The organism is Candidatus Poriferisodalis sp., from assembly GCF_965204195.1.
GTDB lineage: Bacteria > Actinomycetota > Acidimicrobiia > Acidimicrobiales > Poriferisodalaceae > Poriferisodalis.
In genome coordinates, this window is the sequence record NZ_OZ241975.1 from 2460831 (window position 1) to 2486832 (window position 26002).

General features: G+C 67.6%; 24 protein-coding genes. 3 read left to right on the forward strand and 21 right to left on the reverse strand.

Features of this window, described 5'->3' with window-relative positions:
• Positions 1–57: 57 nt before the first annotated feature.
• The 10 genes from fabZ to ACOGI8_RS11030 form a co-directional block, all read right to left on the reverse strand.
• Complete coding sequence (fabZ, locus tag ACOGI8_RS10985; protein ID WP_419853841.1) at positions 58–516, reverse strand: 3-hydroxyacyl-ACP dehydratase FabZ; 459 nt, start codon at positions 514–516, stop codon at positions 58–60.
• Positions 517–526: 10 nt separating this feature from the next.
• Positions 527–955 carry a c-type cytochrome gene (locus tag ACOGI8_RS10990; protein ID WP_419853842.1) on the reverse strand — a complete coding sequence of 143 codons (429 nt, stop codon included), beginning with the start codon at positions 953–955 and terminating at the stop codon, positions 527–529.
• 29 nt (positions 956–984) lie between these two features.
• Entirely contained in the window at positions 985–1434 is a 450-nt protein-coding gene (locus ACOGI8_RS10995) for a hypothetical protein (protein WP_419853843.1), read from the reverse strand.
• A gap of 3 nt (positions 1435–1437) precedes the next feature.
• Positions 1438–2244, reverse strand: a complete 807-nt coding sequence (gene trpA / locus ACOGI8_RS11000) for a tryptophan synthase subunit alpha (RefSeq protein WP_419853844.1) — start codon at positions 2242–2244, stop codon at positions 1438–1440.
• 10 nt (positions 2245–2254) lie between these two features.
• On the reverse strand, positions 2255–3466 hold the full coding sequence (gene trpB / locus ACOGI8_RS11005; protein ID WP_419853845.1) for a tryptophan synthase subunit beta: 1212 nt from the start codon (positions 3464–3466) through the stop codon (positions 2255–2257).
• A gap of 11 nt (positions 3467–3477) precedes the next feature.
• Entirely contained in the window at positions 3478–4152 is a 675-nt protein-coding gene (locus ACOGI8_RS11010; protein WP_419853846.1) for a phosphoribosylanthranilate isomerase, read from the reverse strand.
• A 60-nt stretch (positions 4153–4212) separates the two neighbouring features.
• A complete protein-coding gene (locus ACOGI8_RS11015) occupies positions 4213–4527 on the reverse strand; it encodes a putative quinol monooxygenase (RefSeq protein WP_419853847.1) in 315 nt (104 codons plus the stop codon).
• A 73-nt stretch (positions 4528–4600) separates the two neighbouring features.
• On the reverse strand, positions 4601–5485 hold the full coding sequence (locus ACOGI8_RS11020) for a YgfZ/GcvT domain-containing protein (protein ID WP_419853848.1): 885 nt from the start codon (positions 5483–5485) through the stop codon (positions 4601–4603).
• Entirely contained in the window at positions 5482–7731 is a 2250-nt protein-coding gene (locus ACOGI8_RS11025; RefSeq protein ID WP_419853849.1) for an anthranilate synthase component I, read from the reverse strand. Before ACOGI8_RS11025 ends, ACOGI8_RS11020 begins: the two co-directional genes overlap by 4 nt.
• 43 nt (positions 7732–7774) lie before the next feature.
• Positions 7775–8233 (reverse strand): GroES family chaperonin, encoded by a 459-nt coding sequence (locus ACOGI8_RS11030; RefSeq protein ID WP_419853850.1) that lies wholly within the window; start codon positions 8231–8233, stop codon positions 7775–7777.
• A gap of 25 nt (positions 8234–8258) precedes the next feature.
• On the opposite strand from ACOGI8_RS11030, the gene ACOGI8_RS11035 reads away from it, so the two are divergent.
• Positions 8259–9005: an alpha/beta hydrolase gene (locus ACOGI8_RS11035; RefSeq protein ID WP_419853851.1), complete on the forward strand. Its 747-nt coding sequence runs from the start codon at positions 8259–8261 to the stop codon at positions 9003–9005.
• Between the two features lie 9 nt (positions 9006–9014).
• Here ACOGI8_RS11035 and ACOGI8_RS11040 read toward each other — a convergent pair whose 3' ends face one another.
• The 7 genes from ACOGI8_RS11040 to hisD all read right to left on the reverse strand — a co-directional run bounded on the left by ACOGI8_RS11040 (position 9015) and on the right by hisD (position 15969).
• Complete coding sequence (locus tag ACOGI8_RS11040; protein ID WP_419853852.1) at positions 9015–10571, reverse strand: acyl-CoA synthetase; 1557 nt, start codon at positions 10569–10571, stop codon at positions 9015–9017.
• 70 nt (positions 10572–10641) lie between these two features.
• The gene (gene hisF, locus ACOGI8_RS11045; RefSeq protein WP_419853853.1) at positions 10642–11424 is read right to left on the reverse strand and encodes an imidazole glycerol phosphate synthase subunit HisF; all 783 of its coding nucleotides are present in this window, start codon (positions 11422–11424) and stop codon (positions 10642–10644) included.
• A 31-nt stretch (positions 11425–11455) separates the two neighbouring features.
• The gene (locus ACOGI8_RS11050; RefSeq protein ID WP_419853854.1) at positions 11456–12259 is read right to left on the reverse strand and encodes a HisA/HisF-related TIM barrel protein; all 804 of its coding nucleotides are present in this window, start codon (positions 12257–12259) and stop codon (positions 11456–11458) included.
• On the reverse strand, positions 12256–12897 hold the full coding sequence (gene hisH / locus ACOGI8_RS11055; RefSeq protein WP_419853855.1) for an imidazole glycerol phosphate synthase subunit HisH: 642 nt from the start codon (positions 12895–12897) through the stop codon (positions 12256–12258). The genes ACOGI8_RS11050 and hisH overlap by 4 nt, the downstream gene beginning before the upstream one ends.
• Positions 12898–12907: 10 nt before the next feature.
• A complete protein-coding gene (gene hisB / locus ACOGI8_RS11060; RefSeq protein ID WP_419853856.1) occupies positions 12908–13501 on the reverse strand; it encodes an imidazoleglycerol-phosphate dehydratase HisB in 594 nt (197 codons plus the stop codon).
• Positions 13502–13582: 81 nt separating this feature from the next.
• Positions 13583–14656, reverse strand: a complete 1074-nt coding sequence (gene hisC, locus ACOGI8_RS11065; protein ID WP_419853857.1) for a histidinol-phosphate transaminase — start codon at positions 14654–14656, stop codon at positions 13583–13585.
• Positions 14653–15969: a histidinol dehydrogenase gene (gene hisD / locus ACOGI8_RS11070; protein WP_419853858.1), complete on the reverse strand. Its 1317-nt coding sequence runs from the start codon at positions 15967–15969 to the stop codon at positions 14653–14655. The genes hisC and hisD overlap by 4 nt, the downstream gene beginning before the upstream one ends.
• Positions 15970–16194: 225 nt before the next feature.
• Between hisD and ACOGI8_RS11075 the strand changes: the two genes are divergently transcribed.
• Positions 16195–17484: an ATP-binding protein gene (locus ACOGI8_RS11075; protein ID WP_419853859.1), complete on the forward strand. Its 1290-nt coding sequence runs from the start codon at positions 16195–16197 to the stop codon at positions 17482–17484.
• Positions 17485–17639: 155 nt separating this feature from the next.
• Entirely contained in the window at positions 17640–18245 is a 606-nt protein-coding gene (locus ACOGI8_RS11080) for an RDD family protein (protein ID WP_419856402.1), read from the forward strand.
• 50 nt (positions 18246–18295) lie between these two features.
• Here the strand turns inward: ACOGI8_RS11080 and ACOGI8_RS11085 are convergent, their stop codons facing one another.
• From ACOGI8_RS11085 to ACOGI8_RS11100, 4 genes are all read right to left on the reverse strand, one after another.
• Entirely contained in the window at positions 18296–19102 is an 807-nt protein-coding gene (locus ACOGI8_RS11085) for a hypothetical protein (RefSeq protein WP_419853860.1), read from the reverse strand.
• A 109-nt stretch (positions 19103–19211) separates the two neighbouring features.
• Positions 19212–19937 carry a hypothetical protein gene (locus ACOGI8_RS11090; protein WP_419853861.1) on the reverse strand — a complete coding sequence of 242 codons (726 nt, stop codon included), beginning with the start codon at positions 19935–19937 and terminating at the stop codon, positions 19212–19214.
• A gap of 94 nt (positions 19938–20031) precedes the next feature.
• A complete protein-coding gene (locus ACOGI8_RS11095) occupies positions 20032–25545 on the reverse strand; it encodes a hypothetical protein (protein ID WP_419853862.1) in 5514 nt (1837 codons plus the stop codon).
• Positions 25546–25811: 266 nt separating this feature from the next.
• A complete protein-coding gene (locus tag ACOGI8_RS11100; RefSeq protein WP_419853863.1) occupies positions 25812–25925 on the reverse strand; it encodes a hypothetical protein in 114 nt (37 codons plus the stop codon).
• Positions 25926–26002 lie beyond the last annotated feature (77 nt).

Here is a 26002-nt window from a genome sequence, read left to right on the forward strand (position 1 = left end):
GTGTTGAGGTTGAGAACGTCTGGAAGACCCTGTGCCGAGAGAGCGCTTCGGTGGGGGTTAGTTGGCGGTGGTGGCGTCGGCGATGAGGAACATCATCGAGGCTTCGCAGGCGGTTTGGTCTTCGACGCTGGCGGTGCCCGAGGCTCTGCCGGCTCGGGCCGAGAGGCGGTCGATGGTGGCTTCGAGGCGCAGCGTGTCGCCTGGGGTGACCTGGCGGCGGAAGCGGGCCTTGTCGATGCCGCCGAAAAGCGCCAGCTTGCCTTCGAGCGACGATGCTGAGGCCGCAGCGAGGCCAGCGGTTTGGGCGAGGGCCTCGACCATCAACACGCCGGGCAGCGTGGGGCGGCCCGGGAAGTGACCGGCGAAGAAGGCCTCGTCGCCGGTCAGGTGCCAGTGCGCCACACAGCGTTCGCCAGGCTCGAGCTCGATGATCTCATCCACCAGCAGGAACGGCGCCCGGTGTGGCAGCAGATCGGCGGGTCGAGGGAATTCTGGCTCGCTCGCTGAGTCGTTCACTGCGGCGAAGCTACCGCTCGTCGCCGAAGGTGCTCCGCTGGTAGGCCACCACGGCGGCGATCTCGGCGTCTGTAAGGATCCCGCCGAACGGGGGCATCGAGCCTCGACCAGTCCACACCACAGCTAGGTGGTCGCGAATGGTCAGGCGCTCGTCGACACCGCCGAGCGCTGCGCCCACGCCCCCGCTGCCGTCGCTGCCGTGGCACACCGAGCAGCTGTCGCCGAAGACTTCGCTTCCGAGTGTCACATCGGCGCTCTCGAACGCCAGCTCGAGCCGCTCCAAGTCGGCCTCTGTCGCATCGCTGCCGCCGCAGGCCGAAAGGCCCATGATCACCGCGAGCACCAGCACCCACATCGGGAGGAGCCGCCGAGCGCCGCCAGCGCTGCGTGCGGCACCACCGCTCGCCGAGGCCGCAGCGGCAGGCCGATCAAGCCTCATGCCGACTCTGACAGGCGCGCAGCGGCCCCTCATCGGGTTTCCCTTGGCGTGCCGACGCCGGTGTAGCGGCTTGGGGGCTCCATCCAGCGGCGGGACATCCAGTCAGCATCGCGGTAGTGGGCATGGAAATGGTCGGGGATCTGGCGCATCACCTGATCCACCTTCCCACCGTCGGGACCGAATCTGAGTTCACCCGCTTCGACCAGTCGGGCCAGCATCGCTGCCACCTCATCGGGAGGGGGCTCGGTGCCGTGCTGCTTCCACACCACCATCGGCGTGGCACATACTTCGCAGTCGGCCACCCAGCACAGCTCATCCTCGTAGTACCAATGAGTGAAGCGGGCGGCCTCGCACAGCTCGCACTCCGGATCGAACGCTGCGGCTGCATCACGACCCAGCCCGGACGCAGCGGCCGGATGCAGACAGTGCGCCGAGGCGACCGGGCCGTCAACGTCCGCGTTCGGTCCGTGCTGCGTCACCGGTCAGCCGTGGTCCAGCGCCGTCCGGTAGGAGGCCACGAGCTCGCCCACAGCCTCGGGGCCGTCGGACATCAAGGTGCGGACGACTGCGGAGCCGATGATGACGCCGTCGGACACTTCGCACGCCTCGACGGCTTGGGACGGCGAACCGATGCCGACACCGGTGAGCACGGGCCGGTCGGTGACGGCCAAGCAACGTGCGGCGATCTCGGTGGCTGTGCGCGCCAGGGCTGTCCGTTCGCCCGTCACGCCGAGCAGGCCGACCGCGTAGACGAAGCCTCGGGATGCTCCGCACAGCGCGGCGAGCCGGTGCTCGGGCGTCGTGGGGGCTGCCAGCAAGATCGCCTCGACGCCCGACTCGGCCGCAGCCTCCAGCCATGGTCCCGCCTCAACAAATGGCAAGTCGGGCAGGATCGCGGCACAGACACCCGCATCGAGCAGTGCCGAAGCGAAGCGCTCATGACCCTGGTGGTGGCAGAGGTTGTAGTAGGTCATCACCGCATGCGGCACGCCGGTATCGAGTTCCCGTGCTTCCTCCAGCACGGACGCCGGGGTCGCTCCGTCGGCCAGAGCGGCAGTGGATGCCTGCTGGATGACCGGCCCGTCCATCACAGGATCAGAGAACGGAATCCCGATCTCTATGGCATCGGCGCCAGCGGCCACGGCCGCTTCCACGGCGCGTTGCCAGCCCTTGTAACCGCCCGTGACGTACGGGACCAGCAGTTTCGCGCCGCTGTCGCGCTGAGCTCGCAGATGCGTCTCGAGCGGGCCGAAAGCTCCTGTCAGGCCAGTTGCGGCCGCCTCGCTCACGAACGTGCCTTCATTGGCTCAGCCCATGCATCCCGAGCACATCCATCATCTGATCGACGTCCTTATCGCCACGGCCCGAGAGATTCATCAACACGGTCTGGCCCTGGATCTCCGGCGCCGCCCGGACAATCCACGCCAGAGCATGCGCGCATTCCAGCGCCGGGATGATGCCCTCGGCGCGGCTCATGAGCGTGAACGCCTCGACTACCTCGTCGTCGGTCACGCTCGGGTACTCGGCACGGCCGATCGCTGCCAGATAGGCGTGCTCGGGCCCGACGCCGGGATAGTCGAGCCCGGCCGAGATGGACTCGGCCTCCATCACCTGGCCCACTTCGTCCTGCATGAGATAGCTGGTCATGCCGTGCACCACGCCGGGCACGCCGCGCCCGACCGCGGCACCGCCGGCAGGCTCGACGCCCACGAGCCGGGCACCGCCGTCGGCAAAACCCGAGAAGATGCCGGCAGCATTACTGCCCCCGCCGACGCATGCGACCACCACGTCGGGGTCACCGCCGGTGAGGTCCTTGCATTGCGCCGCGGCCTCGTCGCCGAGGATGTGATGGAACGTCCGCACCATCCATGGGTAGGGATGGGGGCCCATCACCGAGCCGAGGCAGTAGTGCGTGTTCTCGACGGTGGCCACCCAGTCGCGCAGCGCCTCGTTGACGGCGTCCTTGAGCGTGCGGCTGCCGGACTGCACCGATTCCACCTCGGACCCCAGCAACCGCATGCGGAACACGTTCAGGGCCTGACGATCGACGTCGACGGCGCCCATGTACACCTTGCACTCCATGCCCAGCAGCGCCGCTGCGGTTGCCGTGGCGACACCGTGCTGGCCGGCACCCGTCTCAGCCACCAGCCGTGTCTTGCCCATGCGCTGAGCCAGCAGCGCCTGGCCGATGACGTTGTTGATCTTGTGCGAGCCCGTGTGGTTGAGGTCTTCGCGCTTGACCAGCAGGCGCACGCCGAGCTGGCTCGACAGGTTGCGGCACTCGGTCAGCGGCGAGGGCCGTCCTCCGTAGTCGCGCAGCGTGGTCTCGAATTCGGACACGAACGCCGGATCGGCCCAGGCCTCCCGGAACGCCGCCTCGAGCTCCTCGCACGCTGCAACCAGCGTCTCGGGAACGAATCGGCCGCCAAATTCGCCGAAACGGCCATCAGTCGTGGGCTCGCCCATGACTGACCGGTGACTCGGCGTGGAACCGTCAGTTGCTGCAGCCATGTGCCCCTCGCTCAGTCGTCGCGCCAGTCGTACGGCGCGCCCTGTTCTGGCGGCTCCGACTCGTCGGCTTCCTCGTAGAGGGCCCCGGCCTCCTTGGCCGCCGTGACGAACTCACGCATGGCGAGCACGTCCTTGCGGCCGGGCTCGGATTCGACGCCCGACGCCACATCCACGCCCCACGGCCGCACGACCTCAATCGCCTGCGCCACATTCGAAGCGCGCAGCCCGCCGGCGAGCAGCAGCCTCATGCCGCGATCTCGGCCCTCGAGCTGCCGCCAGTCGAAGACGTTGCCGCTGCCAGGCTCGGGACCATCCAGCATCAAGACCGAGGCGCCGTAATCGCGCACCCGCTCCACATTGGGATCACCTGCCACGAACGCCTTGATGAGCCCGGGCACTCGGTCGGCGATCCAACGGCTGTCGGCTGTGGTCTCGTTGCCGTGCAGCTGAGCCAGGCGCAGACCGGCGCCATCCATGATCTGCACCACCCGTTCGGGCAGTTCGTTGCGGAACACACCGACCGTGACGACGCCGCCCGGCAGCCGGCGAACGATGTCTCGTGCCAGCCTCGGGGAGATCTGCCGTGGCGATCCGGGCACGAAGTTGAAGCCGACGGCGTCGGCACCCATGCCGACAGCGACCAGCGCATCCTCTTCGTTCGTGACGCCACAGATCTTTACGAACATGTCACTACCGGCATGTCAGGCGACCCCTCGCCTATCGAGCAGGAGGTCGCGGCGCCAGAGTCAGAAATCGAGACCCTTGGCCGCGGCAGGGTCGAGGAAGATGAGTTCGGGGCGGGCCGCCATGAACTCGCCCATGGCCTTTCCAACGACCTTCATCTGGTCCGAACCACCGTGGGTTGCGAGTGCATCCTGGTCGCTGTAGAGCTCGTAGAACCACACTACGTCGGCATCGTTCTGATCCTTGTGAACGGCGTATATCTCGGTGCCCGGCTCGCCGGCGACGTTGCTCATGCCGAGGTCGGCAATCACTGCGAGCAGGTCGTCACGCATGCCTTCTTTGGCGGTCAGTTTGGCCAGCAGTGCCGTCTTTGCCATGGCGTTGCTCCCTGTGATCCGTTTGATTCGACAACAGCCTGCGAGCGTACCCGTAGCGAACCCTGCGGCGAGATCAGAACAGGTCGGCAAGAGCGACGGGCGGGCCGTCGTCGATACACACATCGCCGCCAACATCTCGTTGCACAGATGCGAATCCGACGACGGCGCCAGCCAGCGAAGCGGTACTCAGCACCGTGCCGACGCCAGCGCCGTCGGTGCGGCACAGCTGGTCACCTGGTGAGACATCGCTGGCGGCTCGGAAGCGCTGAATGCACCGGCGGCCGCCTGTCCGCGAGTCGATTCGTTCCACCAGCTCCTGGCCCCGGTAGCAGCCCTTGGTGAACGACGCAGCTTGCTCGACGAGGCCGGTCTCGTTGGGTATGTCGCCCGGTTGGATCTCGGTGCCCATCGCAGGCAGGCCGTAGGCCATGCGCAGCGCCTCGAACTCATCGGCCGAGACCTGCTCAGCGCCGTCGGTGAACGCAAGGGCCTCGCTGCCGGGGCCGAACAGCAGGTCGTGGCCGCTGGCCAGCGGCCAGTGCGTGGGGCGCACTACCTGCTCAGGGGCCTCGGCCGGGCCGGTGCTCGAAGCGCCAACCGCCGATTCGCCTTCCGCACGAGGCCCGCGCACGGCATGCATCTGCCATTCATGCAGGGAGAAGTCGGCACGGGTCCGCAGCTTGAAGCGCTCAAGCGACGCTGACGTGGCCTCGCCGAAACCGGGCTCGATGTCGGCGATGTAGGTCTCGGGGCCGGTCCGGCTGATGACGAAGAGCGCTTCTATTCGCCCTCGTGGCTCCAGCAGGAACGACAGCGCGCTCTGGCCGACCTCCATGGCTTCCACGTCGGCAGAGATCTGGCCGTGCAGGTACACGGCGGCCTCGGGTCCGGTCACCACGAGCACCTCGCGCGGGACTGTCGCCGTCACCAGCCGATCGAGCACAGGCACGACAGTCATCCAGCCCTCCATCCGGGCACCAAACGGTCGACGGCGTTGCGTATCAGCGCTAGGCCGACCCCGTCATCGAGCGACATGATCGACTCCGGGTGGAACTGCACGGCCGCAACGGGCAGCTCACGGTGCTCCACCGCCATAACGATGTCGTCATCGAGGCTGACCGCCGTCACCTCGAGCGAATCGGGTACTTCGGAGCGGCGGGCGAACAGCGAGTGGTAGCGGCCCGCCCGGAACTCCTTTGGCAGACCGTCGAGCAGCTGCCCGCCGAGGATGCGGATGGCAGACGGTTTGCCGTGCATGGGCGTGGCGAGCTGGCCCAGCTCGCCGCCGAAGTACTCCACGATGCCCTGCAATCCCAAGCACACCCCGAACAGCGGCAGCCCAGCATCGAGCGTGGCCCGCACCACCGGTCCGATGCTGAAGTCGTCGGGCCGGCCGGGGCCCGGCGACAACACGATGAGGTCGAAATCGTCGGCGCTGATCTCCTCGGTGGAAAAGCCAGCCCGGCGGGTCACCACGGTGGCACCGGTTTGGCGCAGGTAGTTGGCCAGCGTGTGCACGAACGAGTCGAGGTGATCCACCAGCAGCACCCGCCGATCACTGGGGGCCGAAGCGGCAACCCCTGTGGCCGCCGCCGAGCGCGGCCGGCGGATCGCGTCGAGGAACGCCGACGCCTTGAGCTCGGTCTCCGATTCCTCCTCGTCGGGCTCGGAGTCCCACAGCAGCGTGGCGCCCACACGCACCTCTGCATGTCCGTCGGCGACGCGGATCGTGCGCAGCGTGAGCCCGGTGTTGAGGCTGCCGTCGAAGCCCACCTTGCCGACTGCGCCCCCATACCAGGCCCGGGCAGTGCGTTCGTGCTGCTCGAGGAACATCATCGCCGCTGTCTTGGGCGCGCCGGTCACCGTGACCGCCCACGTGTGCGACAGGAATGCATCAAGTGCATCGAAGCCGGAGCGCAGACGCCCCTCCACATGGTCGACCGTGTGGATGAGGCGGGAGTACATCTCAATCTGGCGGCGGCCGATCACTTTGACGGACCCAGGCACACAGATGCGGCTCTTGTCATTGCGGTCGACATCGGTGCACATCGTCAACTCGGACTCGTCCTTCGCCGAGTTGAGCAGTGCCAGTATCTGCGAGGCGTCGTCGATGGGGTCTTGGCCTCGGGCGATGGTTCCCGAGATCGGGCAGGTCTCCACCCGCTCGCCCTCGACCCGCACGTACATCTCGGGCGAGGCGCCGATGAGCCACTCACCCGTATCACCCGCCGCACTGTGCTCAATGCGCCCGGCTGACGCCGGACTGTGCCCACTGCGCCCGGCCGAGGCCGGGCCGAGATTGATCAGGAACCCGTACGGCGCAGGATTCTGCTCTTTGAGCCGGCGGAACAGCTCTGCGGGAGACTCGATGCAGGGCTCGGAGAACATCTGGCTCGTGACGACTTCGAAGAGGTCGCCCCGGGCGAAGTACTCGTGGGCCGCACGCACACCCGCCGCGTAGCCACCGGGCTCATGGTCGCAGCTCGCCTCCAGCTCGAAGTCGGGCTCATAGGGCACGCGTGCACCGCCGACTGCCAGCCCGGCGGTGCTGCGGCCGTTCACGGCGAAGTCATATTGGAAGCGCTGGGCGATGCCACCCTCGTGGTCCACGATGAGCAGGTCGTCGGGCAGGTAGAGCACCAGGTCGCGCTGTTCGGCCGGGCGCGGCAGCGTCAGCGCGATGGGCTCGAACTGGAAGGCAAGGTCGTAGCCGAACGCCCCGTACAGGCCCAGGTGCGGATCGTCGCAGGAGAACAGGTTCACCAGGGCGCGCACGACCGTGAACGTGGACGGCTGGCGGCTGCGCTCTTCTTCCTCGAACCGCCGGTCGGCCCGCTCCACACGGCAGACCACGGCGCCTGAGCCATCGCCAGTCTCATGGCGAAGATCCACGATGCCAGCGGCGCTGCCCAACGCTGCCAGCGCCTCGTGGACCGGCTCCAGCAGCACGGCGCCCCGCTCGTTCAGGGCGCTCACCCAGATGTCCTGCGCCCGGCTGGTGATGGCCAGCGGCGGATCGGCGAATCCCATGTCCCAGCGGGTGTAGCGGCCAGGGTATTCGTAGCTCGACGACAGCAGCACGCCCCGCGCCTCGTCCAACCGATCGACGAGGTTTTCGATCTCGGCATTGCCATCGACCGTCGACGCCGCCAGCGAGACCGTGATGCCGCCGCCGGTTTGGAACTGCGTCTCGCCCGTGCTCATCGGATCTGGGTCATTGCGCAGGCCCGAAGGCAGAGCCGCACGATCACAGGTACAGGCCGGTGCTGCCGGGCTCGATGCGGGGTGCAGCGATGGCGTGAACATCCCGCTCGCGCAGGATCAGGAAATCGTCGCCGTGCACCTCGACCTCGTGGCGGTCCTCGGGGCTGAACAGCACCCGATCGCCTTCCTGGGCGGTCCTCACGTTCGGCCCTGCGCCGATGACCTCACCCCACACGAGGCGCTTGTTCTGCTGGGCTGTCGCTGGGATCAGGATGCCGCCACTGGTGCGCCGCTCCGAGCCGTCGTTGGGCAGCCGCACAAGCAGCCGATCGTGCAGCATCTTGATGGGCCGGCGCTCGCCGTCGGAGTCGGGCGGTGCGGACGGCTTCGGCTTGCTGGCCGCGGCCTTCGGGCGACTGCCAGACTTCGAGCTCTTCGAGGCACGAGCGGGTTTCGTCGCCGAAGCGGCGCCGTGCTCGTTGCTGGTCTCGGGAGCGCTCACCGCCCGCACGGTACCGTTCACCGGAGTGATTGACGCAGAGAATTCCGGTGGCACGCCCGCTCCTGGGCCTCCCTTCACGGTCGAGGCGTTCGCCGTCACCGCAGTGACCTCGGACGGCATCGAGCTCGAGGCCGAGGCTGCCTGGCCCGGCTCGCCCCGGCCCCAAAGCGCTGGGGCCGACGACGGCAGTTCCGGCGGCACCGCGGCTGCGGTGGCTGTGCTGTCTCACCCTCACCCGCTGTACGGCGGTGACATGTGGAATCCGCTTGTCGACCACCTCTTTCGGGCCCTGCCTGCGAGCGGCATCGCAACGCTTCGCTACAACTTCCGGGGCACAGGCCGCTCTGGCGGCAGCCACGACGACGGGAAGGCCGAACAGCTCGACGCCGCGGCGGCGTTCGGCACGGCCGTACGCCTCGCAGCCGACCGGTCGGGCAGCGCTGGGCCGCCGCCGGTCGTCTCGGCTGGCTGGTCGTTCGGCGGCGATGTCTCGCTGGCGGCTGGACACGACGCCTTGTCGGCATGGATCGGCATTGCCGCGCCGTTGCGGATCGTCGACCCCGTATCGATGGGCGCCGCAGCCGATCCTCGGCCCAAGCTGCTGCTGGTGCCCGAGCACGACCAGTTCCGCTCCCCCGCCGAAGCGTCCGAGATCACCGAGGGCTGGACGAACACCCAAGTCGACGTGATTTCTGGCGGCGATCACTTCCTGATGGGCCACGCACGGGTTGTCGGCGAGAAGATCGCCTCGTTTGTCAGCGGCTTGCGGTAACGCCGCGGTTTACACGATGCGTGAGGACCGGTCGCCCCAGTACTCATCCCGCAGGATGCGCTTGTAGAGCTTGCCGGTGGGATGGCGGGGCAGCTCGGCGCGGAAATCAATCGAGCGGGGCACCTTGTAGTTCGCGAGGTGCCCCCGGCAGTACCCCAGCAGCTCGGTCGCCAATGCGTCGCCAGCCTCCACGCCAGCGAGCGGCTGCACCACGGCCTTCACTTCCTCGCCGAAGTCGTCATTGGGCACGCCGAACACCGCCGCGTCGGCCACCTTGGGATGCAGCACTAGGCAGTCCTCGATCTCTTGGGGATAGATATTCACCCCGCCCGAGATGATCATGAACGCCTTGCGGTCGGTCAGGTAGAGGTAGCCGTCGTCGTCGACACGCCCGACATCGCCGAGGGTCGACCAGAGCTCGTGATCGTCGTGCCGCGACTCGGCGGTCTTCGCCGGGTCGTTGTGGTACTCGAAGGCCGGGATCTCACGCTCGAAGTAGATGGTGCCCGCCTCGCCGACGGGCAGCTCGTCGCCCTCATCGTCGCAAATGTGGATCACACCAATGAGCGGCTTGCCCACCGTGCCGGGCCGTTCGAGCCATTCATCGGAGTTCACGTAGCAGAAGCCGTTGAGCTCGGTGCCGGCGTAGTACTCGTGCAGGATCGGGCCCCACCACGAGATCATCTGCTGCTTCACCTCGACGGGGCACGGCGCCGCCGCATGCACCGCGACCTGGTGACTGGAGAGGTCGTGCTGGGTCCGGATCTCGTCGGGCAGCTTCAGCATCCGGCTGAACATCGTGGGCACCCATTGGCTGTGGGTGATGCGGTAGCGCTCGATGTACGACAGCGCCTCCGCGGCGTCGAAGCGGTCCATGACCACCGCCGTCCCGCCCATCGACTGCGTGCCCGTCGTGAAGGCCAGCGGCGCCGAGTGGTACAGCGGCGCTGGCGACAGGTACACGGCGCCTTCGCCGATGCCGAAGATGCCTCCTACGAGCCCGACGCCGACAAGATCGGGATCGGTGATCGAGGTTCCGTCGAGCGGTCGCATGATGCCCTTGGGGCGGCCCGTGGTGCCGGAGCTGTACAGCATGGCCGATCCCCGGGGCTGTTCAGCAAGCGGCTCGGCGGGATGAGCCGCGATGGCGTCCTCGAATGAGTCGAACCCCTCAGCGGCTTCGTCGAACATGAGCCGTACATCGCAGTCGCCGATGAGCGGCAGCATCTCGGTCGCCGCATCGACCACCGCGGGCGACGCCACCAACACCCGGGCCCCGCAGTCATTCACGATGTACGCGGCCTCGTCGGCCGTCAGGTACCGGTTGACCGTCGTGAAGTAGAGGCCGCTGCGCATGGCCGCCCAGTAGGCATCGAAGTAGCCGATGTTGTTGTCGGCGAAGATCGCCACGTGGTCGCCGGGCCGCAAACCCGCCGCCCACATGAGCTGCGCGAACCGGCAGCTGCGGTCCTCGAGCTCGCCGAACGTCCGGGTCTGGCCGTCGCGGGCCATGATCACCGCTGGGCGCTCGGGGTCGGTCGCCGAATACGTGCCGGGATAGCTCATGGCGGGGAAGCTAGCGGGCGCCTTCGGGCAGGATTGAATCCGGCGAGCGCCGTGAAACCCCGGCTGTCAGTCAGGCTGCGGGAGGGCGGACGGCGACGCCCGCGTCCAGCAGCGCTCGCTTGGCGTCGGCGATCGTGTGCTCGCCGAAGTGGAAGATCGAGGCCGCGAGCAAGGCGTCGGCGTTGGCGATGAGGGCGCCATCCACCAAGTGCTGCAACGTGCCCACTCCCCCGCTGGCGACCACGGGAATCTCCACTGCGTCGACGACTGCCCGTGTGAGCTCAAGATCGAAGCCAGCCTTGGTGCCGTCGGCGTCCATGGACGTCAGCAGGATCTCACCGGCGCCCAGCTCAGCCACCTGGCGCACCCAGCCGAGAGCGTCGATGCCGGTGTCTTCCCGGCCGCCCTTGACGTAGACGTTCCAGCTTGTGCTGCCATCAGCCCCGGTGCCGTTCGATTTCGCGTCAACCGCCACCACAACGCACTGCGTGCCGAACTCGTCGGCGATCTCGCGCACCAGCTCTGGGCGGGCAACCGCAGCCGAGTTCACCGACACCTTGTCGGCCCCCGCCCGCAGCAGCGCCCGGGCGTCGTCGACCGAGCGGATTCCCCCGCCGATCGTGAACGGGATGAAGACCTCTTCGGCGGTGTGACGGGCAAGCTCGATGATCGTGTCGCGGTCGTGCGCAGACGCCGTGATGTCGAGGAAGACGATCTCATCGGCGCCTTGGCGGTCGTACGCCGCCGCCAGCTCGACGGGATCGCCAGCGTCGCGCAGCCCGACGAAGTTGACGCCCTTGACGACCCGCCCGTCGTCCACATCGAGGCAGGGGATGACCCGCACGCTCTTCATGTCGACTCAGCCTCTCGTCCGGGTGCCTCCGTCACTGGCCCGGCTCCGGGTCGGGCTCGTCCACTGCGGCACTGCCGCGCGCCACCACCACAGCAGCGACGGGCGAGATCACGCCGTCATGGAGTGCCTTGCCCACGATGGCCCCCGCGAGCGTGTGCCCATGCGGCGAGCGCAGGTCGCGCAGGTCGGCGATGTCAGCGAGGCAGCCCACCCCGCCGCTGGCGATCACCGACATCGCCGGGGGCCGCTGGGGCGCATCCAGCACCTCCCGCAACCCGGCCAGGTCGCTCCCGCCGCCCATGCCGTCGTGGGCGATCTGCGTCACGATCACCGCTTCAGCGCCGCTGCCGGCCAGTTGGGCGAGGGCATCGCCCAGGCTGACCCCGCTCTGGTGCTCCCAGCCACGGGTGGCCACCTCGGTGCCCCGCACATCGAGACCCACCGCGATGCGGTGACCGGCGGAGGTCAATTCCCCCACGAGATCGGGCTTCTCAATCGCAGCGGTGCCCACCACGCATCGGGCGACTCCCGCGTCATACAGGGCTTCGGCGCGCTCACGGCTGCGCACGCCGCCGCCGACCTGCACCTGTACACCGGCGTCGCCCACCGCGGCCACGACCGACCGGATCACGGCCCGGTTCTGCGGTTGCGGCTCTCCGGTGCGAGCAGCGTCGAGATCGACCATGTGGATCCAGCGGGTGCCCGCCTCTGCGAACTCGTGCGCCACCTCGACCGGGTTGGCGTGGTAGCGCACCTCACGCTCGTAGTCGCCCTGCACGAGGCGCACGCAGCGCCCGCCACGCAGGTCGATTGCGGGATACAGATCGAAGCTCACCGGCGGCATTGGTCGGCCCTCACTGCGGCGAGGAAGTTCTGAGCGAGCCGCTTGCCGGCATCGCCGGACTTCTCCGGGTGGAACTGGGTGGCCCACAGCCGGCCGCGCTCGGTTACGGCGGTAACCGGCGTGGGGTACTCGCAGGTCGCCACCACGAACCTGTCGTCGGTGTCGGGCACGTAGCTGTGGACGAAGTACATCCAGGCGCCGTCAGTCAGGCCGGCCAGCAGCGGACAGCTCGGCCGCTGTACATCGAGACGGTTCCACTGCATCTGCGGGCGCACGATGCCGTCGGGCAGCAGTCGCACCGTGCCGGGCATCACGCCCATGCCTGGGACCCCCGGTGCCTCCTCGGATGCTTCGAACAGCATCTGCATGCCCACGCAGATGCCCAGGAACGGCCGCCCGCTCTCGATGGCATCGAACGCGGGCTGTTCCAAGCCCGTCGCCCGCAGCTGGTCCATGCAGGTGCCGAAATGCCCCACCCCCGGCAGCACGACACCGGCGGCGTCCCGTATCAACCCGGCGTCCGCGGTCAAGCGGGCATCAGCACCGACCCGTTCGAGTGCCTTCTGAGCCGACCTCAGGTTGCCGATGCCGTAGTCGAGGACCGCAACGAGAGGACGATCGCCATTCACCTGACGTCCTTCACAGGACGCCCTTGGTGGAAGGCAGCACGTCGTCGGCGACGCGGACGGCGTCGTAGAAGGCTCGCGCCGCTCCCTTGAAGCTGGCCTCGATGATGTGGTGCGTGTTGCGGCCTCGCAGCATCACCAGGTGCAGGGTGATGCCCGCGGACATGACGAGCCCACGCCAGAACTCCTCGCAGAGCTGGGGGTCGAAGGGCGGGTCGCCCAAGATCTTCTCGCCGGGCGGCTCGATGTCGTAGTGCAGGTACGGCCGGCCTGACAGGTCCAGCACCACCTCGACTGCCGCCTCGTCGAGCGGCACCACGTAGGAGGCAAAACGGCGCACACCCGCCTTGTCGCCCCAGGCTTGCCGCATCGCCTCGCCGAGGGCGATGCCGGTGTCTTCCACCGTGTGGTGGGCGTCGATCTCAAGATCGCCGTCGGTGCGCAGCTGCAGGTCGAAGCGGGCGTGCTTGGCGAGCTGGGCGACCATGTGGTCGAAGAACGGCAGGCCCGTCGAGATGTCGTTCTGGCCACTGCCGTCGAGGTCGAGCGTGAGGTCGATCCGGGTCTCTTTGGTGTTCCTCTGCACGGAGGCAGTTCGAGCTGTCATGGTGCACTCTCTGGGTGTTTCAGATTCGGCCACATCAGCCTGCGGCCCCGACGCAGGTTTCGCACCCCCGCCATCGCATGTTCACGAGACAATCTCAGCCAGCGCCTCAAGGAAGCGATCATTCTCGGGCGGGGTTCCCACTGTCACACGCAGGCAATCGGCCAGTCGGGGCCATCCCGAGCAGTTCCGCACGAGCACCGATCGATCCACGAGCGCCTGCCAGATGCCGTCGCCGCTGTGCCCGCTGGCCGTCGTGCGGAACAGGATGAAGTTGGACTGCGAGCGCCAGACATCGAGACCCATCCCGCTCAGCGCGGCCTCGATCCGCTCTCGCTCGGACACGATCGCCGCGACCCGCTGTTCCATGTCATCGGTGAAGCGCAACGCCACCCGTCCGGCGATCTGCTTGAACGTGTCGACGTGGTACGGAAGCACCACCTTCTCGAACTCTGCGGCCATGCCCGCCGGAATGACGGCGTAGCCCAGCCGCGCCCCGGCCATCGCCCACGTCTTCGAGTAGGTGCGCGTCACGACCAGGTTGCCGGGGCCTCCTGCACTGTCGCACAGGTCGACGGCGCTCCAGTCGGCGAACTGCCCGTAGGCCTCGTCGACCACCACGAGACCGGGTGCGATCTCCAGCGCCCGCCTGAGCACTTCGAGGCGCTCGGGCGTGCCGGTGGGATTGTTCGGCGAGCACAGGAACACGATCGACGGCTGGTGCCGCTCGATCACTCGCTCCAGCTCGTACACGCTCACGCTGCCGTCGGCGTGGCGTTCGCCTTCCACGACAGCGCATTGCGTGCTGCGCGCAATCTGTCCGTACATCGCATAGGTGGGCTCGAATGTCGCGACGCTGCGACCTGCCCCTCCGTAGGTGAGGCACAGCGTCTGCAGCACCTCGTTGGAGCCGTTGGCCACGAAAATCCGCTCGGCATCGGTGCCGGCCAGCTTGGCAAGATCGGCCCGCAGCGCAGCGGCCGTACGGTCCGGGTAGCGGTGCCATTCGACGCTGCGCAGCTCGGCAGCAAGGGCTTCGGCGAATTCCTGCGGCGGCCCCACCGGCGCCTCATTGGTGTTGAGCCGCACCTCCACGTCGATCTGGGGCGAGTGGTAGCCGTCGAGCAGGCGCAGGTCGTCACGCACTGCGGGCTTCACGGCCGCACTCCTGTGGTGGTCCACTCCTTGCGGCGCGACACTGAGGCGGCGTGCGCCCACAGGCCCTCGGCCTCGGCCAGCTCGGCCACCGCCGGTGCGAGCTGATCGAAGCCAGCTTCGCTCACGTCGACGACGTGCATTCGCTTGGTGAAGTCGTCGGTGGTGAGCGCTCCGGCGAAGCGGGCCGTGCCGGCGGTGGGCAGCACATGCGAGGGCCCCGCCACGTAGTCGCCGACCGATGCGGGTGCCCAGGGCCCGATGAAGACGGCGCCAGCATGACGGATGCTGCTGACGAGCTCTTCGGCACCGTCGCACATGAGCTGGAGGTGCTCGGGTGCGACGAAGTTGGCAACGTCGGCAGCCTGCGCCGGCCCATCCACGAGGCACACGAATCCGTCAGCCTCCAGCGTGGCCAGCGTCTCGTCGCGGCGAGGCGACAGGTCGACGATCTGGCCGATGGCATCACAGACGGCGTCGGCGCAGCCTTCATCCCACGTGACCAGCCAAGCGCGCCCGCCAGGGCCGTGCTCGGCCTGCAACACCACATCGGTTGCGGCCGCGGCCGGCGGGCAGGTCGCGTCGGCGATCACCACGATTTCCGACGGTCCGGCGAACGCCGAGGCCACGCCCACGTCACCGGCCACGAGCTGCTTGGCGGTGGCCACCCAGGCATTTCCGGGCCCGGCCACGACATCGGCGGGCCGGATCGTCTCGGTGCCGTATGCGAGCGCCGCGACAGCTTGCACGCCGCCCACGCGGTGCACCTCAGCAACTCCGCACAAGTGCGCGGCTGCCAGCACAGGTGCGGCGAGGTCGCCGTCGGGATCAGGCGGCGAGCAGAGCACGATGTCGTCGACGCCGGCAGCGCGGGCAACCAGCACGGTCATCAACACAGTGGACGGGTAGGCAGCCAGGCCGCCCGGCACGTAGATGCCGGCCCGATCCACCGGCTGGCTGACCGAGCGCACAGTGACGCCATCACGCTCATAGGTGTGACCCGCTGCGGCTTCGGCCCAGTGAAACTCCAGGATGCGGCGATGGGCGGTCTCCATCGCCGAGCGCAAGCCGGGCGACAGGCCCTTCCACGCTGCCGACAGCTCCGAGATCGGCACCCGTGTGTCGGCGACATCGACACCATCGAACCGAGCGGTGAGCTCCCGAACAGCCGCATCGCCGCCACCCCGGACCTCGGCAATCAGCTCACGGACAATCTCGGCCGGCACCGCGTCACCCACCTGAGGGCGCGGCAACAGGTCAGCCAAGTCATCACGCGCTGTCTGGCCTCTGCGCCGCAGGTCAAGCCGCTTCAACACCGCGCTGAGGGTACCCCTGCCCTCCCCCGCCCTCGCCTTGATTTCTCGACGGCCCTCCAGCCTGCGCTGGCGGCTGCTGTTCGTCCCCGCTGGTCCCAGCTTCCCAAAATCTGGCAATACGGCACTGAGAGTGTCCCAGAACATCCATCGAATTGTTCCTAAATTATCCATTGGAATCTCCCCAAAACGTCCATCAGGCGCTTCTCACCACGTACGCTGAAGCCTGTGGACGCCGAGAACTCAGATGACGTCGGCGATCAGTTCGCCGGCTACTTGCCGCGGGTCGTCGACGCCGAGATAGAGCGCCTGCTGCGCCTGGTGCCGACCGTCGTGCTCGAAGGGCCTCGCGGATGCGGCAAGACCACCAGCGCCCGGCAGTTCGCGGCCAGCGAGGTGTCCCTCGACGAGGTTCCCAACGCACGCCGCTCAGCGCTGGTGGAGCCCGGGTCGATCCTCGACGGCGACACGCCCCGGCTGATCGACGAATGGCAGCTCGCTCCCGGCATCTGGAACGCAGTAAGGCGTGCCAGCGATGTCCGGCGCGCCGCCGGGCAGTTCATCCTGACCGGCTCGGCAAGCCCGGCCGACGACATCACGCGCCACTCCGGCGCCGGGCGAATCGGGCGTGTGCGGCTGCGGCCCATGTCGCTGTTCGAGTCGGGCTTGTCTGATGGAGCCGTGTCGATGAAGAAGATCCTCGATGGCTCGGCCCCTCGAGCCCAGACAACCACGCGCACCCTCAGCGAAATAGCCGAATGGACAGTTCGGGGCGGCTTTCCGCAGACGCTGGGGATGCCCGCCGACGATGCACAGCACTTCTTGGGGCTCTATCTTGAGGAGATCAGCCGGGTCGACCTCGCCCGTGTCGACGGCATTGCTCGCGACCCTGTCCGCGTCAGCCGGCTGCTGCAGTCGCTGGCCCGCAACATCTCGACCCGAGCCGCGCTCCGCACCCTGGCTCGCGACACCGACGGCGCCGACCTCGACCCCAAGACTGTCACGAGCTACCTCTCTGCCCTCGAGCGAGTGTTCGTCGTCGAAGACGTCCCTGCGTGGTCGCCGCGCATGAGATCCAGAGTCGCTCTGCGCTCCGCACCCGTACGCCAACTCGCCGACCCCGCGCTGGCGTGCGCCGTGCTGCGGGCAGGCCCCGAACGCCTGCTCGACGATCTCGAGGCCTTCGGCCTGCTCTTCGAATCGCTCGCGCTGCGCGACCTGCGCGTCTACGCCGAACCGCTACGCGGCCGCATCGGGCACTACCGCGACGAGACCGGCCTCGAAGCCGACGCCATCGTCGAACTCAGCGACGGCGCCTGGGCAGCATTCGAGGTCAAGCTGGGCGGCGAACAAGCCATCGAACACGCGGCCACATCACTCACCAAGCTCGCAGAACGCGTCGCCCACACCGTGCGAAACCGACTCCAAGCCCTCGCCGTGATCACCGCCACCGGCGGCTACGCCTACCAACGCCCAGACGGCGTATCCGTCATCCCCATCACCGCCCTCGGCCCTTGAAAACCGAATGGAGATACGGCCGGCCTCAGCCACACGGTGGCTAGCGTGCCGCGGGTGATCAGCGCGGCGGAGCTGTTTTCGATCGAAACCGCTGTCGGCGAGCCGTGCACCGCGCAGCGGCCAGCGGGCGTGGGTACGTTGATGCTGTGACCGGTATGCAGCCGGCGGGCTGGGAAACCGAGAGTCTCGGTTCGCGGGTGTCGCTCGTGAACGGTGACATCGTCGTAGCAGCAGATGTCGGACGCAGACTCGGAGCGGCCGTGATTGACCTGCTGATACCTGTGACCGCCGCCGCGATTGTGAGCGTTGTCGCCTTGATTGTCCACATACCGCAATTCATCACCTATGACATCGGCTCTGCGGACTCTGAGTGGTTGACCAACCTGAAGATCATTCTGTGGGCCATGTGGGTGACATCTCCAGGGCTGGCCGCGTGGTACGGAGCGCGCCGCATCGCCAAACGAGGTCAGTCGTTGGGCGAACGGGCGAGTGGCATTCGGACTGTGAGAGTCGAGAACGGCCGCTTGCCTGAGCTATCCCAAGCGCTTATTCGCCAGCTTCTGCCCGTCGGCGCTGCGACGGTCGCGGTCAGTGCGATCCTCCTAGCGCTCCCTCCTCGATCAGTTCTGACTGTCCTGCAGATCGGCGGAGCTTGCTGGTTCATCGCGCATCTCTCGACTGCATTCAGCCGCCTCGGCCAGGGCTGGAACGACACGGCCGCCGAGACGGTCACCATCCGCGTCCACCCCGGCAGGCCATAAGGGATCGGCCGCGCCGGGCAAGCGTGGATCACCAATCGGTGCAGCAGCTCTCATTGCTCAGCGACCTCGATGAGGTGTCTCAGCGCCTCGAGTGCGTGCGGAATGTGTTCCACCGCCGCTCGTTCCGCGAGTCGCCCCTCGTCGACACGAGCCAGGAATTCGCTGCCCGCCGGCGTAGGTGCCAAAGCCCGAAGACACGAAGACACGCCCCTGTATGACGAATCGACAGCCGCCTTCGAGGTTCTCCATCGGCGCGCACTCTCTTCGGCAGCGCTAAAGTTCTCATCCAACATTGCGTGCCCCATCGCGGTCGATGAGTGAATTGCCTTGGCGACGTCGATCTTCACGGCAAGAAACTCAGCCCGGCAACGCTGCCAAGGTTCGGCCTCAACCGCAGCTCGGAACCATGGCAGAGGCCTCGTCGAAATGATCCGGACGGATTCAAGGACGTCTGCCCTGGCGAGAAGGTAGGCCTGTTCCGCACTGTCCGCCACCCCGCGCGACTCGAGATTGCCCTCGCAACCTCGTAAACCCTCCAGCGCCCGAGGCAACCATGGGTCGACTCGGTCGCTCGCGCTGTAGGAATCCGCGCCGGTCATGTAACGGTTCACATTGCCAGCTGACCGCTGGACATCGCCGAAATCCCCTGAATCAAGCGAGAGCGGAATCGTCAACAGGAAATCGTTCAAATGCTTCCCCGTGGAAGCTACTGCGCCCCTGAGCGAGTCGATCGCTTCATCACACTCATCAGACTTCTGGATGTAGTGGGCCCCCCAGAACATTACGAACAGGATTGCCGCCAGTGACCCAACGACGACCAACCCTGACAGGACCGAAGGTCGCAGCATGCGTTCCATATTCAGCTACTTATGCATGTTCCCGCGATCTTCCTGCGGAATGATCGCCGCCCTCTGCTTGCACCAGTTACGTCGTCGAGCACAGTGAGGGCAGCCGCTCATCACAATCTCACCGAGACGCTGCCGGTGCGCATTCAGGCAAGAATTCAGCGGTGCATTCCGAGGGATCGAGACGGGGGATGACAATGTCAGGGTTAGCGACCATGAAGTCCTTTATCGCCTTCCGGTAGTGCTCGTCTCTTAACGCCAAGAGACTGTCGCGTTCAATAGCATCCAGTGTCGGATAGGACTCGGCCCACTGCGCACACTCATGGCGCAGATCCAAGTATTCCTCGCGCCGAGGTCCAGTCTGCGCCTCGTCACGCGCCGGATTGTCCCACGGGCGGTCGTCCAGCACGTCGGCTGGCCAGCCGTGATCCTCGGCACACGCTCGCATAGCATCGAAGTGCGCAGTTTCAAGCTTTCCGCCGGGCCCGATTTCCTTCGGCATATCTTCCTTGGCGGCAATGATCTGCAGAACAAGAGCCTCTGCATAGAACCAGCGGTTTCGCTCCGTATCCGAGGCATCCTCGTTGAGCCATCTCGTCTGCTCGTCGTCGTGTGTATAGCGTTCTTCGATGGTTCGGAATCGCGCGAATACCTGGCCAGAATGGAGATACTCCTCAATCACCTCATCGACCCCGACCACTTCGTCTGCATATTCGCGAAACTCGGCGTCGTTGAGACTTCGTAAATCCACGCTGTCGCCGCGCCCCCAGACGAATGCGCCGATAGCGACAAGCGTCAGCACAAGCACTGCGATCGCAGATCCAAGCGCGACACGGTTTTTGTTCATGCCCTGATTTCCTTCAACGATGGCTGAAGTTCAGCCGGTCCCTTCGGTTGGCAGATCATCGGCCGCGCCCGAACGGCTTCCATACAGCTATGAGTCATAGCGTTCCCCAGTCATAGGATGAGTAGCTGACCGGGACGAGATCCAATGCCGTCCTTATGAATAAGGCGGTTCGCAGGCAGTCCCCGAGAGCGTCCAACGTGAGAATTCTCCACGTGAAGTAGGCGGAAGTCGGCGAGTTTCCGTCGCGATTCGCGTTGCATAGAAGGCGTAGATCGGCGAGCATTCGGGCGTTTGATTCCTTGGAGGATGCTTCTGTCCATATGGCAGGTTCCGTGGTGTGCTGGTTGAGCCAGGTCATTCGGTGCAGGTTCTTCCAGTTGAAATCGTGCCGCATGCACGCGTACACGAAAGCCACTTTGGCACCGTTGAAACGCGGATAGTCCCTGAACCATTGGGATTGGATTGCTTCGTCCCAGGTTGTTCGGTCAGTCTCGCCAATTACAACACCCCAAAAATCCCGCAGTAGCGCAGCCATAACCCTGTCGACGACAGCGTCACCCGCGGCCACGGCTCCTTCGGGAATGCTGCAGCGGTCAACTCCGAAAGACAGCCACGGGTATTCTTCACTGTTGGGATCAAACAGATCGTCAGGACCGGTCCGGTTCGCCTCGATCGGGTGTGCATCGTAGTCGCGTGTACCGCGGGCATCGAGGAACTCCTCGAGCGTGAAGCCCGCACCGTCAAGCCAGATGTTCCCGAGCTTCTTGACATCCTCGTAGGCCTCATCCACTGAAGGCATTGTCGCGGCGACCGTGAACCTGTTTGTAGTGAGAGGCGAACGCAGGCTGGCGGGTGGCATCGCGGCCTCGATGAGATAGCTGCCCGGCCGAATGTCGGCTGCAGCAAAGCGCAGCGCGCGGCCGTCCTCAGCGACCGCTGACTCCCTGAAGAGGGCAAGCGGCGGGGTCAGCGCAGTCGCGCCGTCCGGGCCCAAGGGCCACACGACCACAGACAGCTGTGGCAGAACAGCACGCGGACCAGGTCGATTCACCGTGCCGATCGGATGGGCATTGGGAGGCAACATAAAGTCGATCTGCAACCCATAGCTCGACCGAGACGTTTCTTCCGCCGGGATGTCGAACAGGAAATAGCCGGCCGTCCTTCCCGCCACTGACACCGAGTCACAGTCCTGCACATACAATTCCCGGGTCACGACCCGTCGCCAGCGCCGCCCCAGATCACGGCCGTTCGGCATCGAAGCAAAGCAACCCGCGTCGAGTGTGGGCGTGAGGGGTTGGCAGGTGCCGTCGGGGCCGGGCCGGGACCCGGTCTGGCAGTAGGAGGTGACAGTGATGGTGTCTGTACTGGTGTGCCCGGACGCGGTGAATGCGAGCGTGATGGTGGTGGTGAGGGCCTTGTCGGGTGTGACGTCGACATCGACGCTGCCGTCCCCCGCGGAGACCGCGGCGTTCAACCCTCGGGGGCTGACGGACTGCACGGTCACAGCAGCGTCGCTTGGGGCGTAATCGATCTCGACGCGGCTGGTCTGGCCGACGGTCGCGGTGAGCGTGGCGGGCAGGTCGTCTGATTGGACGGCGAAGTCGCCTTCGACGGTGAGCCGGTAGCCGCCTGTGCTGTTGCTGAGGGCTGTGGTGGCCTCGACGGTGTAGGTGCCGGCGGTGAGACGGATGCCGTCAAGTTGGGTGGCGTCGCCGTGCAGGTTGTTGTGGCTGTGCAGCACGGCACCGCCCGAGCCGTGCCCGTCGAGCAGCAGCAGGTAGGTGTCGAGTGCGTCGTTGCCGGTGTCGGTGGGCTCGAGGTCGACGCTGACCCAGCCTGAGGTGGCGAGCGTGAAGGTGTAGCGGTGCGCGTGGAACGTCGTCTGCGAGCCTGCCAGCCGCTGTCGGGACAGGCAGCTCGTGCGCGACAGAGAGCCCAAGAGCGTGCGCGTGCCGTGGCGCAGAACGCCCAGCGGCGACATGCAGTTCGACTCGTCACGCGCCACGAACCTCGCCGCGGCAGTCGCGGCCGCGTAGTCGGCCGCCCCGCACTCGACCTCGACGTCGAGCCAGCCCGTCGCCGTCGTGGTCACCGACACCGTGCGGCTCGTGCCAGTGCCGTCCTCGCTCGGCCGCCCGGCGATGCCGCCGGCATGGCGTGCCTTGCACTGTGCCGTGGCAGGGGCCACGTCGAACGTGCCGGTCATCACGCCGGCCCCGTCGCGCGAGTCGGGCACATAGTCGGTGATCCGCACGGGGGGTTCGCAGTCGATCTTGAGCACCGTAGTGTGCTCGGCCGTCCCGTCAATCCGCACGTCGAGAGTCACCTCGGCGTCGGAGGTGCAGGTGACCGTGCCAGCACCGGACCGGGCGAACACCACCTCGCCGCCGACCACACTGACGCTGAGGTCGCCGTCGTCGGGCGTCATCACCGTGGCACCGGCCTGCGCCGTCCAAACGAGCTTCATCCGGCTGGAGGAGCCGGTGGCTTCCGCGTCAACAGTGAGCGGGGTGCCTGCGGTCACAGTGCAGGCGAACGCCTGGTCCACACCAGCATCGAGCGTGCCGCGGTAGGGCCCGCAGGTGCCGCCTGAGGCGGCCTCGACGGTCACGTTGCTGACGGGGGTGAGGGCGGTGAGCGTGGAGGCGGCGGTGGCGGTGCCGTAGCCGGCGCGCCGGCAGGTGACGGTGATGTCGGTGTCGCCCAGCGCGGTCAACTCGGCGCTGAGGACGCGCCGCCCGCCGCCGGGGTCGGTGACAATGCCGACGTTGGAGGTGCAGGTCGCGTCGGCCGGCAGGACGGTGAAATAGTCGGTGGCGGTGCCTGTGCCGACGCGGGGGTTGCCGTTGAGGTTGGAGATGAGCACCTCGAGCTGGGCGTCGACGCGCAGGTCGTAGCCGCCGGTGCGGCGCTTCTTGGCGGTGGTGGCCTCGATGGTGTAGTCACCCGGGGCGAGCCGCAGACCTGTCAGGCGGGCGCCGTTGCGGGGCCCTGAGTTGTTGTCGCGGCCCACCACGGCGCCGGTGCCGTCTTGGGAGTGCCCCTCCAACAGCACCACATAGGCATCCAGGCCGCGCCGCGTCGGCGAGGCGACGTCGATGCGCACCGTGGCGGGGTTGACGAGCGTGAAGGTATGCCGGCGCGCCGGGTAATGCTTGGAGCTGCCGCCGTCGCGCACACGCTGGGGCGACACGCATGCAGGGTTCTGCGCGATCGCGCCCGAACGGGTCGTGACACCGTCGGCCAGGGCGCCCAGCGGATCATCGCAGGAATCGACATAGCTCGCCGTGAAGACGGCGGTCGCGGTGACGGGGGCGTGGCCCGGCGGGGTGCAGTCCACGCTCACCGTCGCCCCAACCACCCGACCCGGAACCGCCTTGAGACCCATCGACACCGTACGGGTGCCGCCGATCCCGGCAGTCACCTTCGGCTCGCTCGACGCCGACGCGGCCGTGCACCGCGCGGCGGCCGGCATCACCGTGAACACGCGCGACACCGTCACCGTGCCCGTGCCAGCTCCCGCAGCGTCCTCCAGGCCGGCAATGGCGCCTTGGTCCTCGCACACGACGCTCACGTTCGACACATGGGTGACCGCGCTGGGCCCCGAACCGACCTTGGCGGTGACCGTCACCGACCCGTCCGCGGAGCACTCCAGCACAGCCGAGCCGGCCCGGCGCCATACGCCGGTCAACTCCCCGTTCGGCGCTGCGACCGCCGCGACCGCATCGGTCCGGCGGCTGCTGACCGCAGCTCCCCCTGAGGCCGACCAGCCGACCGAGATGCCGCGCACCTTGGCATCAGCCGTCACCGCCAGCACCAGCCGATGCGCGTCAGACAGCACACACCGGTAGCCCGCATCCGCACCTGCGGGCGCCGGCGACACCGCAGCACAGGTCTGCCCGCCGACAACCCCCGACAAGCCCGGCTCCTCGGCTGTGAGATCGACCTCCCCCACCCCGTCGGCGCGGCCGTCGTTGGTGCACGTGACGGTCACGGTGGCGGAGGTGCCGACGGTGACCTGTGCGCTGAGCAGCCGGTCCTGGGGCCGGCGAGTGTCGGGGGCAGTGACAGTGCCGGTGGGCGCGGCGGTGCAGTCGGCGGTGGCGGGTTCGACGGTGAACGCGTCGCTGACCGTGGCTTTGGTGCCCGCTGCGCTGTAACCGGTGGCGTCGCCGAGACTGGTGATGCGCACCGGGGTCTCGCAGTCGATGCCGATGTGTGTGGTGTGGGTGTCGTCGGCGGGATGCCGGCCGGCGGTGACCGTGGCGGTGGCGGCGCCGTCGTCGGTGCAAGCCAAGGTGGCGGTGGCGGTGCGCTGCCAGTCGCCGGTGGCGGCGTTGTCGGGGCCGATGACCGGCGTCGCAGCGGGCACGCTCCCAGGCGCGGCGGTGACTGCGCCAGTGGTGTCCCAGCTCGCGGCGATCGCGGCGCTGTCGGCGGTGGAGGTGAGCGTGACGGTGAGCGAGCTGTCCTCGGCGAGGGTGCAGCTGTGAGCGGCGTCTGCGTCCTGGGCCGCTGTTGCAGTGCAGGCGTCTTTGGGCGCGAACTTGGCGGTGACGGTGCCGATCTGGGGCCGCGGCTCGGCGGAGAACACCGCTTTGGCCACCCCGGGGCTGTGGTCGGGAGCGGTGCAGGTGACCGTCACGGTCGCGGCGCCGCCGGCCCACACGCGCGCCAGCACGGTGCGCGTGGCGGACAGGCTGCTCACCCACGGCGTGCCCACACCGCGGCCCACAGCGGTGCCGGTGCAGCTCGCATCGGCCGGGCTGACAGTGAACTTGTCGCTGGCGTAGATCGCGCCATCGGCGGGCGCCGAATCCTCCAGGCCCGTTACCGACACCGCCGGCAGGCGCCCTGCCAGGGTCACCTCGGCGGTTGTGGGCGAGCGGCCCACGGCGTCGCAGGCGACGGTGACGGTGTGGCTGAACGGCGCTGCGAGCCTCAGGCTGACGGTGCGCTCGCCCGGTGTGCGGGTCTTTGTCACCGAGGGGGTGACCCCTGCAGCGGTGGCGGTGCAGGCCGCATCCGCGGGCTCGACCGTGAACGTGCCGCTGGCAGTGAGGATGCCGCTGCCGGTCACCGCAGCATCCGCGAGACCGCTGATCGCCACCGGCGGCTCGTCGGGCGTGATCGTGCCGGTGAGAGTGAACGCGCCCGTGGCGATCGACACCGAGGTGGTCACCTCGATCGTGTACGTGATGCCCGCTGCCAGGGGCACGTCGGTGACCTCGGCGTCGGTGTCGGTGCCCGAGTCGTCGTCGGAGTCCTCCACGGTGACGCTGCCCGCCGAGCCCGACAGCACGTAGATGAACATGTCGGCCGCCGACGACGACGCGGTGAACGTCGCCGTGGACGCCGTTGACACGCTCAGGGAGTACCGGAGCGCGTAGTACGGCGACTGGGCGTCTCCCTTGCGCAGCGACGTGCAGCCCGCCGCGAGCGTGCCGGTACGGGACACGGTGGCCGCCCCGAGCGTGCCGAGATGCTCGATGCACTCCGCGTCGATGGTGCAGCCCAGCGTCGCGGTGCCGGTACGTCGCCAGCCGCTCGGCGACCCTTCCGGCGCGATCAGCGGAACAGCGCGCCGACCCTGAGCGCTGCGCACCACGCGCGCCGCGTCGCTGCTGCATTGCAATCTCCGCCGCCGCTGGTGGTTGCGCGCTGTGATAGAGGTCAGTGCACTGGCGGGGGTGAGGACGGCCTGCTGGTGGGCGGGGCCGCGGCCCACAGCGATGCAGGAGACCGTGACCCACAACGATCCGAGCCCGTCGAGGGTCGAGGAGACAGTGCACCGCGGTGCACACGGCAGTTGACGGCGACACCATGAACGAATCGGACACCCTCGCCGCGCTCGATCCCGGCGTTGATGTGCGCTTAGCGGCGCCATGTACACATCGATTGGCCGTTGATACCCAGCACCGCCGCGACCGCTGCCACCAGCCGGCCAGCCTCGACCAGGTCGATAACACGCCGCCGGAACTTTGCCAAATATCTCCTCGGCGCTATAGAGCCTCCTCACAGCTCATGACAGCAGAACCCAGCACCGCCGCCGCGCAAGACCCACG

What these genes read in the sequence shown, in the direction of transcription:
- ACOGI8_RS10990 (WP_419853842.1), bottom strand. Translation starts at nt 955, where the DNA reads ATGAGGCTTGATCGGCCTGCCGCTGCGGCCTCGGCGAGCGGTGGTGCC.
- trpB (WP_419853845.1), bottom strand. Translation starts at nt 3,466, where the DNA reads ATGGCTGCAGCAACTGACGGTTCCACGCCGAGTCACCGGTCAGTCATG.
- ACOGI8_RS11010 (WP_419853846.1), bottom strand. Translation starts at nt 4,152, where the DNA reads ATGTTCGTAAAGATCTGTGGCGTCACGAACGAAGAGGATGCGCTGGTC.
- ACOGI8_RS11015 (WP_419853847.1), bottom strand. Translation starts at nt 4,527, where the DNA reads ATGGCAAAGACGGCACTGCTGGCCAAACTGACCGCCAAAGAAGGCATG.
- ACOGI8_RS11020 (WP_419853848.1), bottom strand. Translation starts at nt 5,485, where the DNA reads ATGACTGTCGTGCCTGTGCTCGATCGGCTGGTGACGGCGACAGTCCCG.
- ACOGI8_RS11025 (WP_419853849.1), bottom strand. Translation starts at nt 7,731, where the DNA reads ATGAGCACGGGCGAGACGCAGTTCCAAACCGGCGGCGGCATCACGGTC.
- ACOGI8_RS11040 (WP_419853852.1), bottom strand. Translation starts at nt 10,571, where the DNA reads ATGAGCTATCCCGGCACGTATTCGGCGACCGACCCCGAGCGCCCAGCG.
- hisF (WP_419853853.1), bottom strand. Translation starts at nt 11,424, where the DNA reads ATGAAGAGCGTGCGGGTCATCCCCTGCCTCGATGTGGACGACGGGCGG.
- hisB (WP_419853856.1), bottom strand. Translation starts at nt 13,501, where the DNA reads ATGACAGCTCGAACTGCCTCCGTGCAGAGGAACACCAAAGAGACCCGG.
- ACOGI8_RS11080 (WP_419856402.1), top strand. Translation starts at nt 17,640, where the DNA reads ATGCAGCCGGCGGGCTGGGAAACCGAGAGTCTCGGTTCGCGGGTGTCG.
- ACOGI8_RS11085 (WP_419853860.1), bottom strand. Translation starts at nt 19,102, where the DNA reads ATGGAACGCATGCTGCGACCTTCGGTCCTGTCAGGGTTGGTCGTCGTT.
- ACOGI8_RS11090 (WP_419853861.1), bottom strand. Translation starts at nt 19,937, where the DNA reads ATGAACAAAAACCGTGTCGCGCTTGGATCTGCGATCGCAGTGCTTGTG.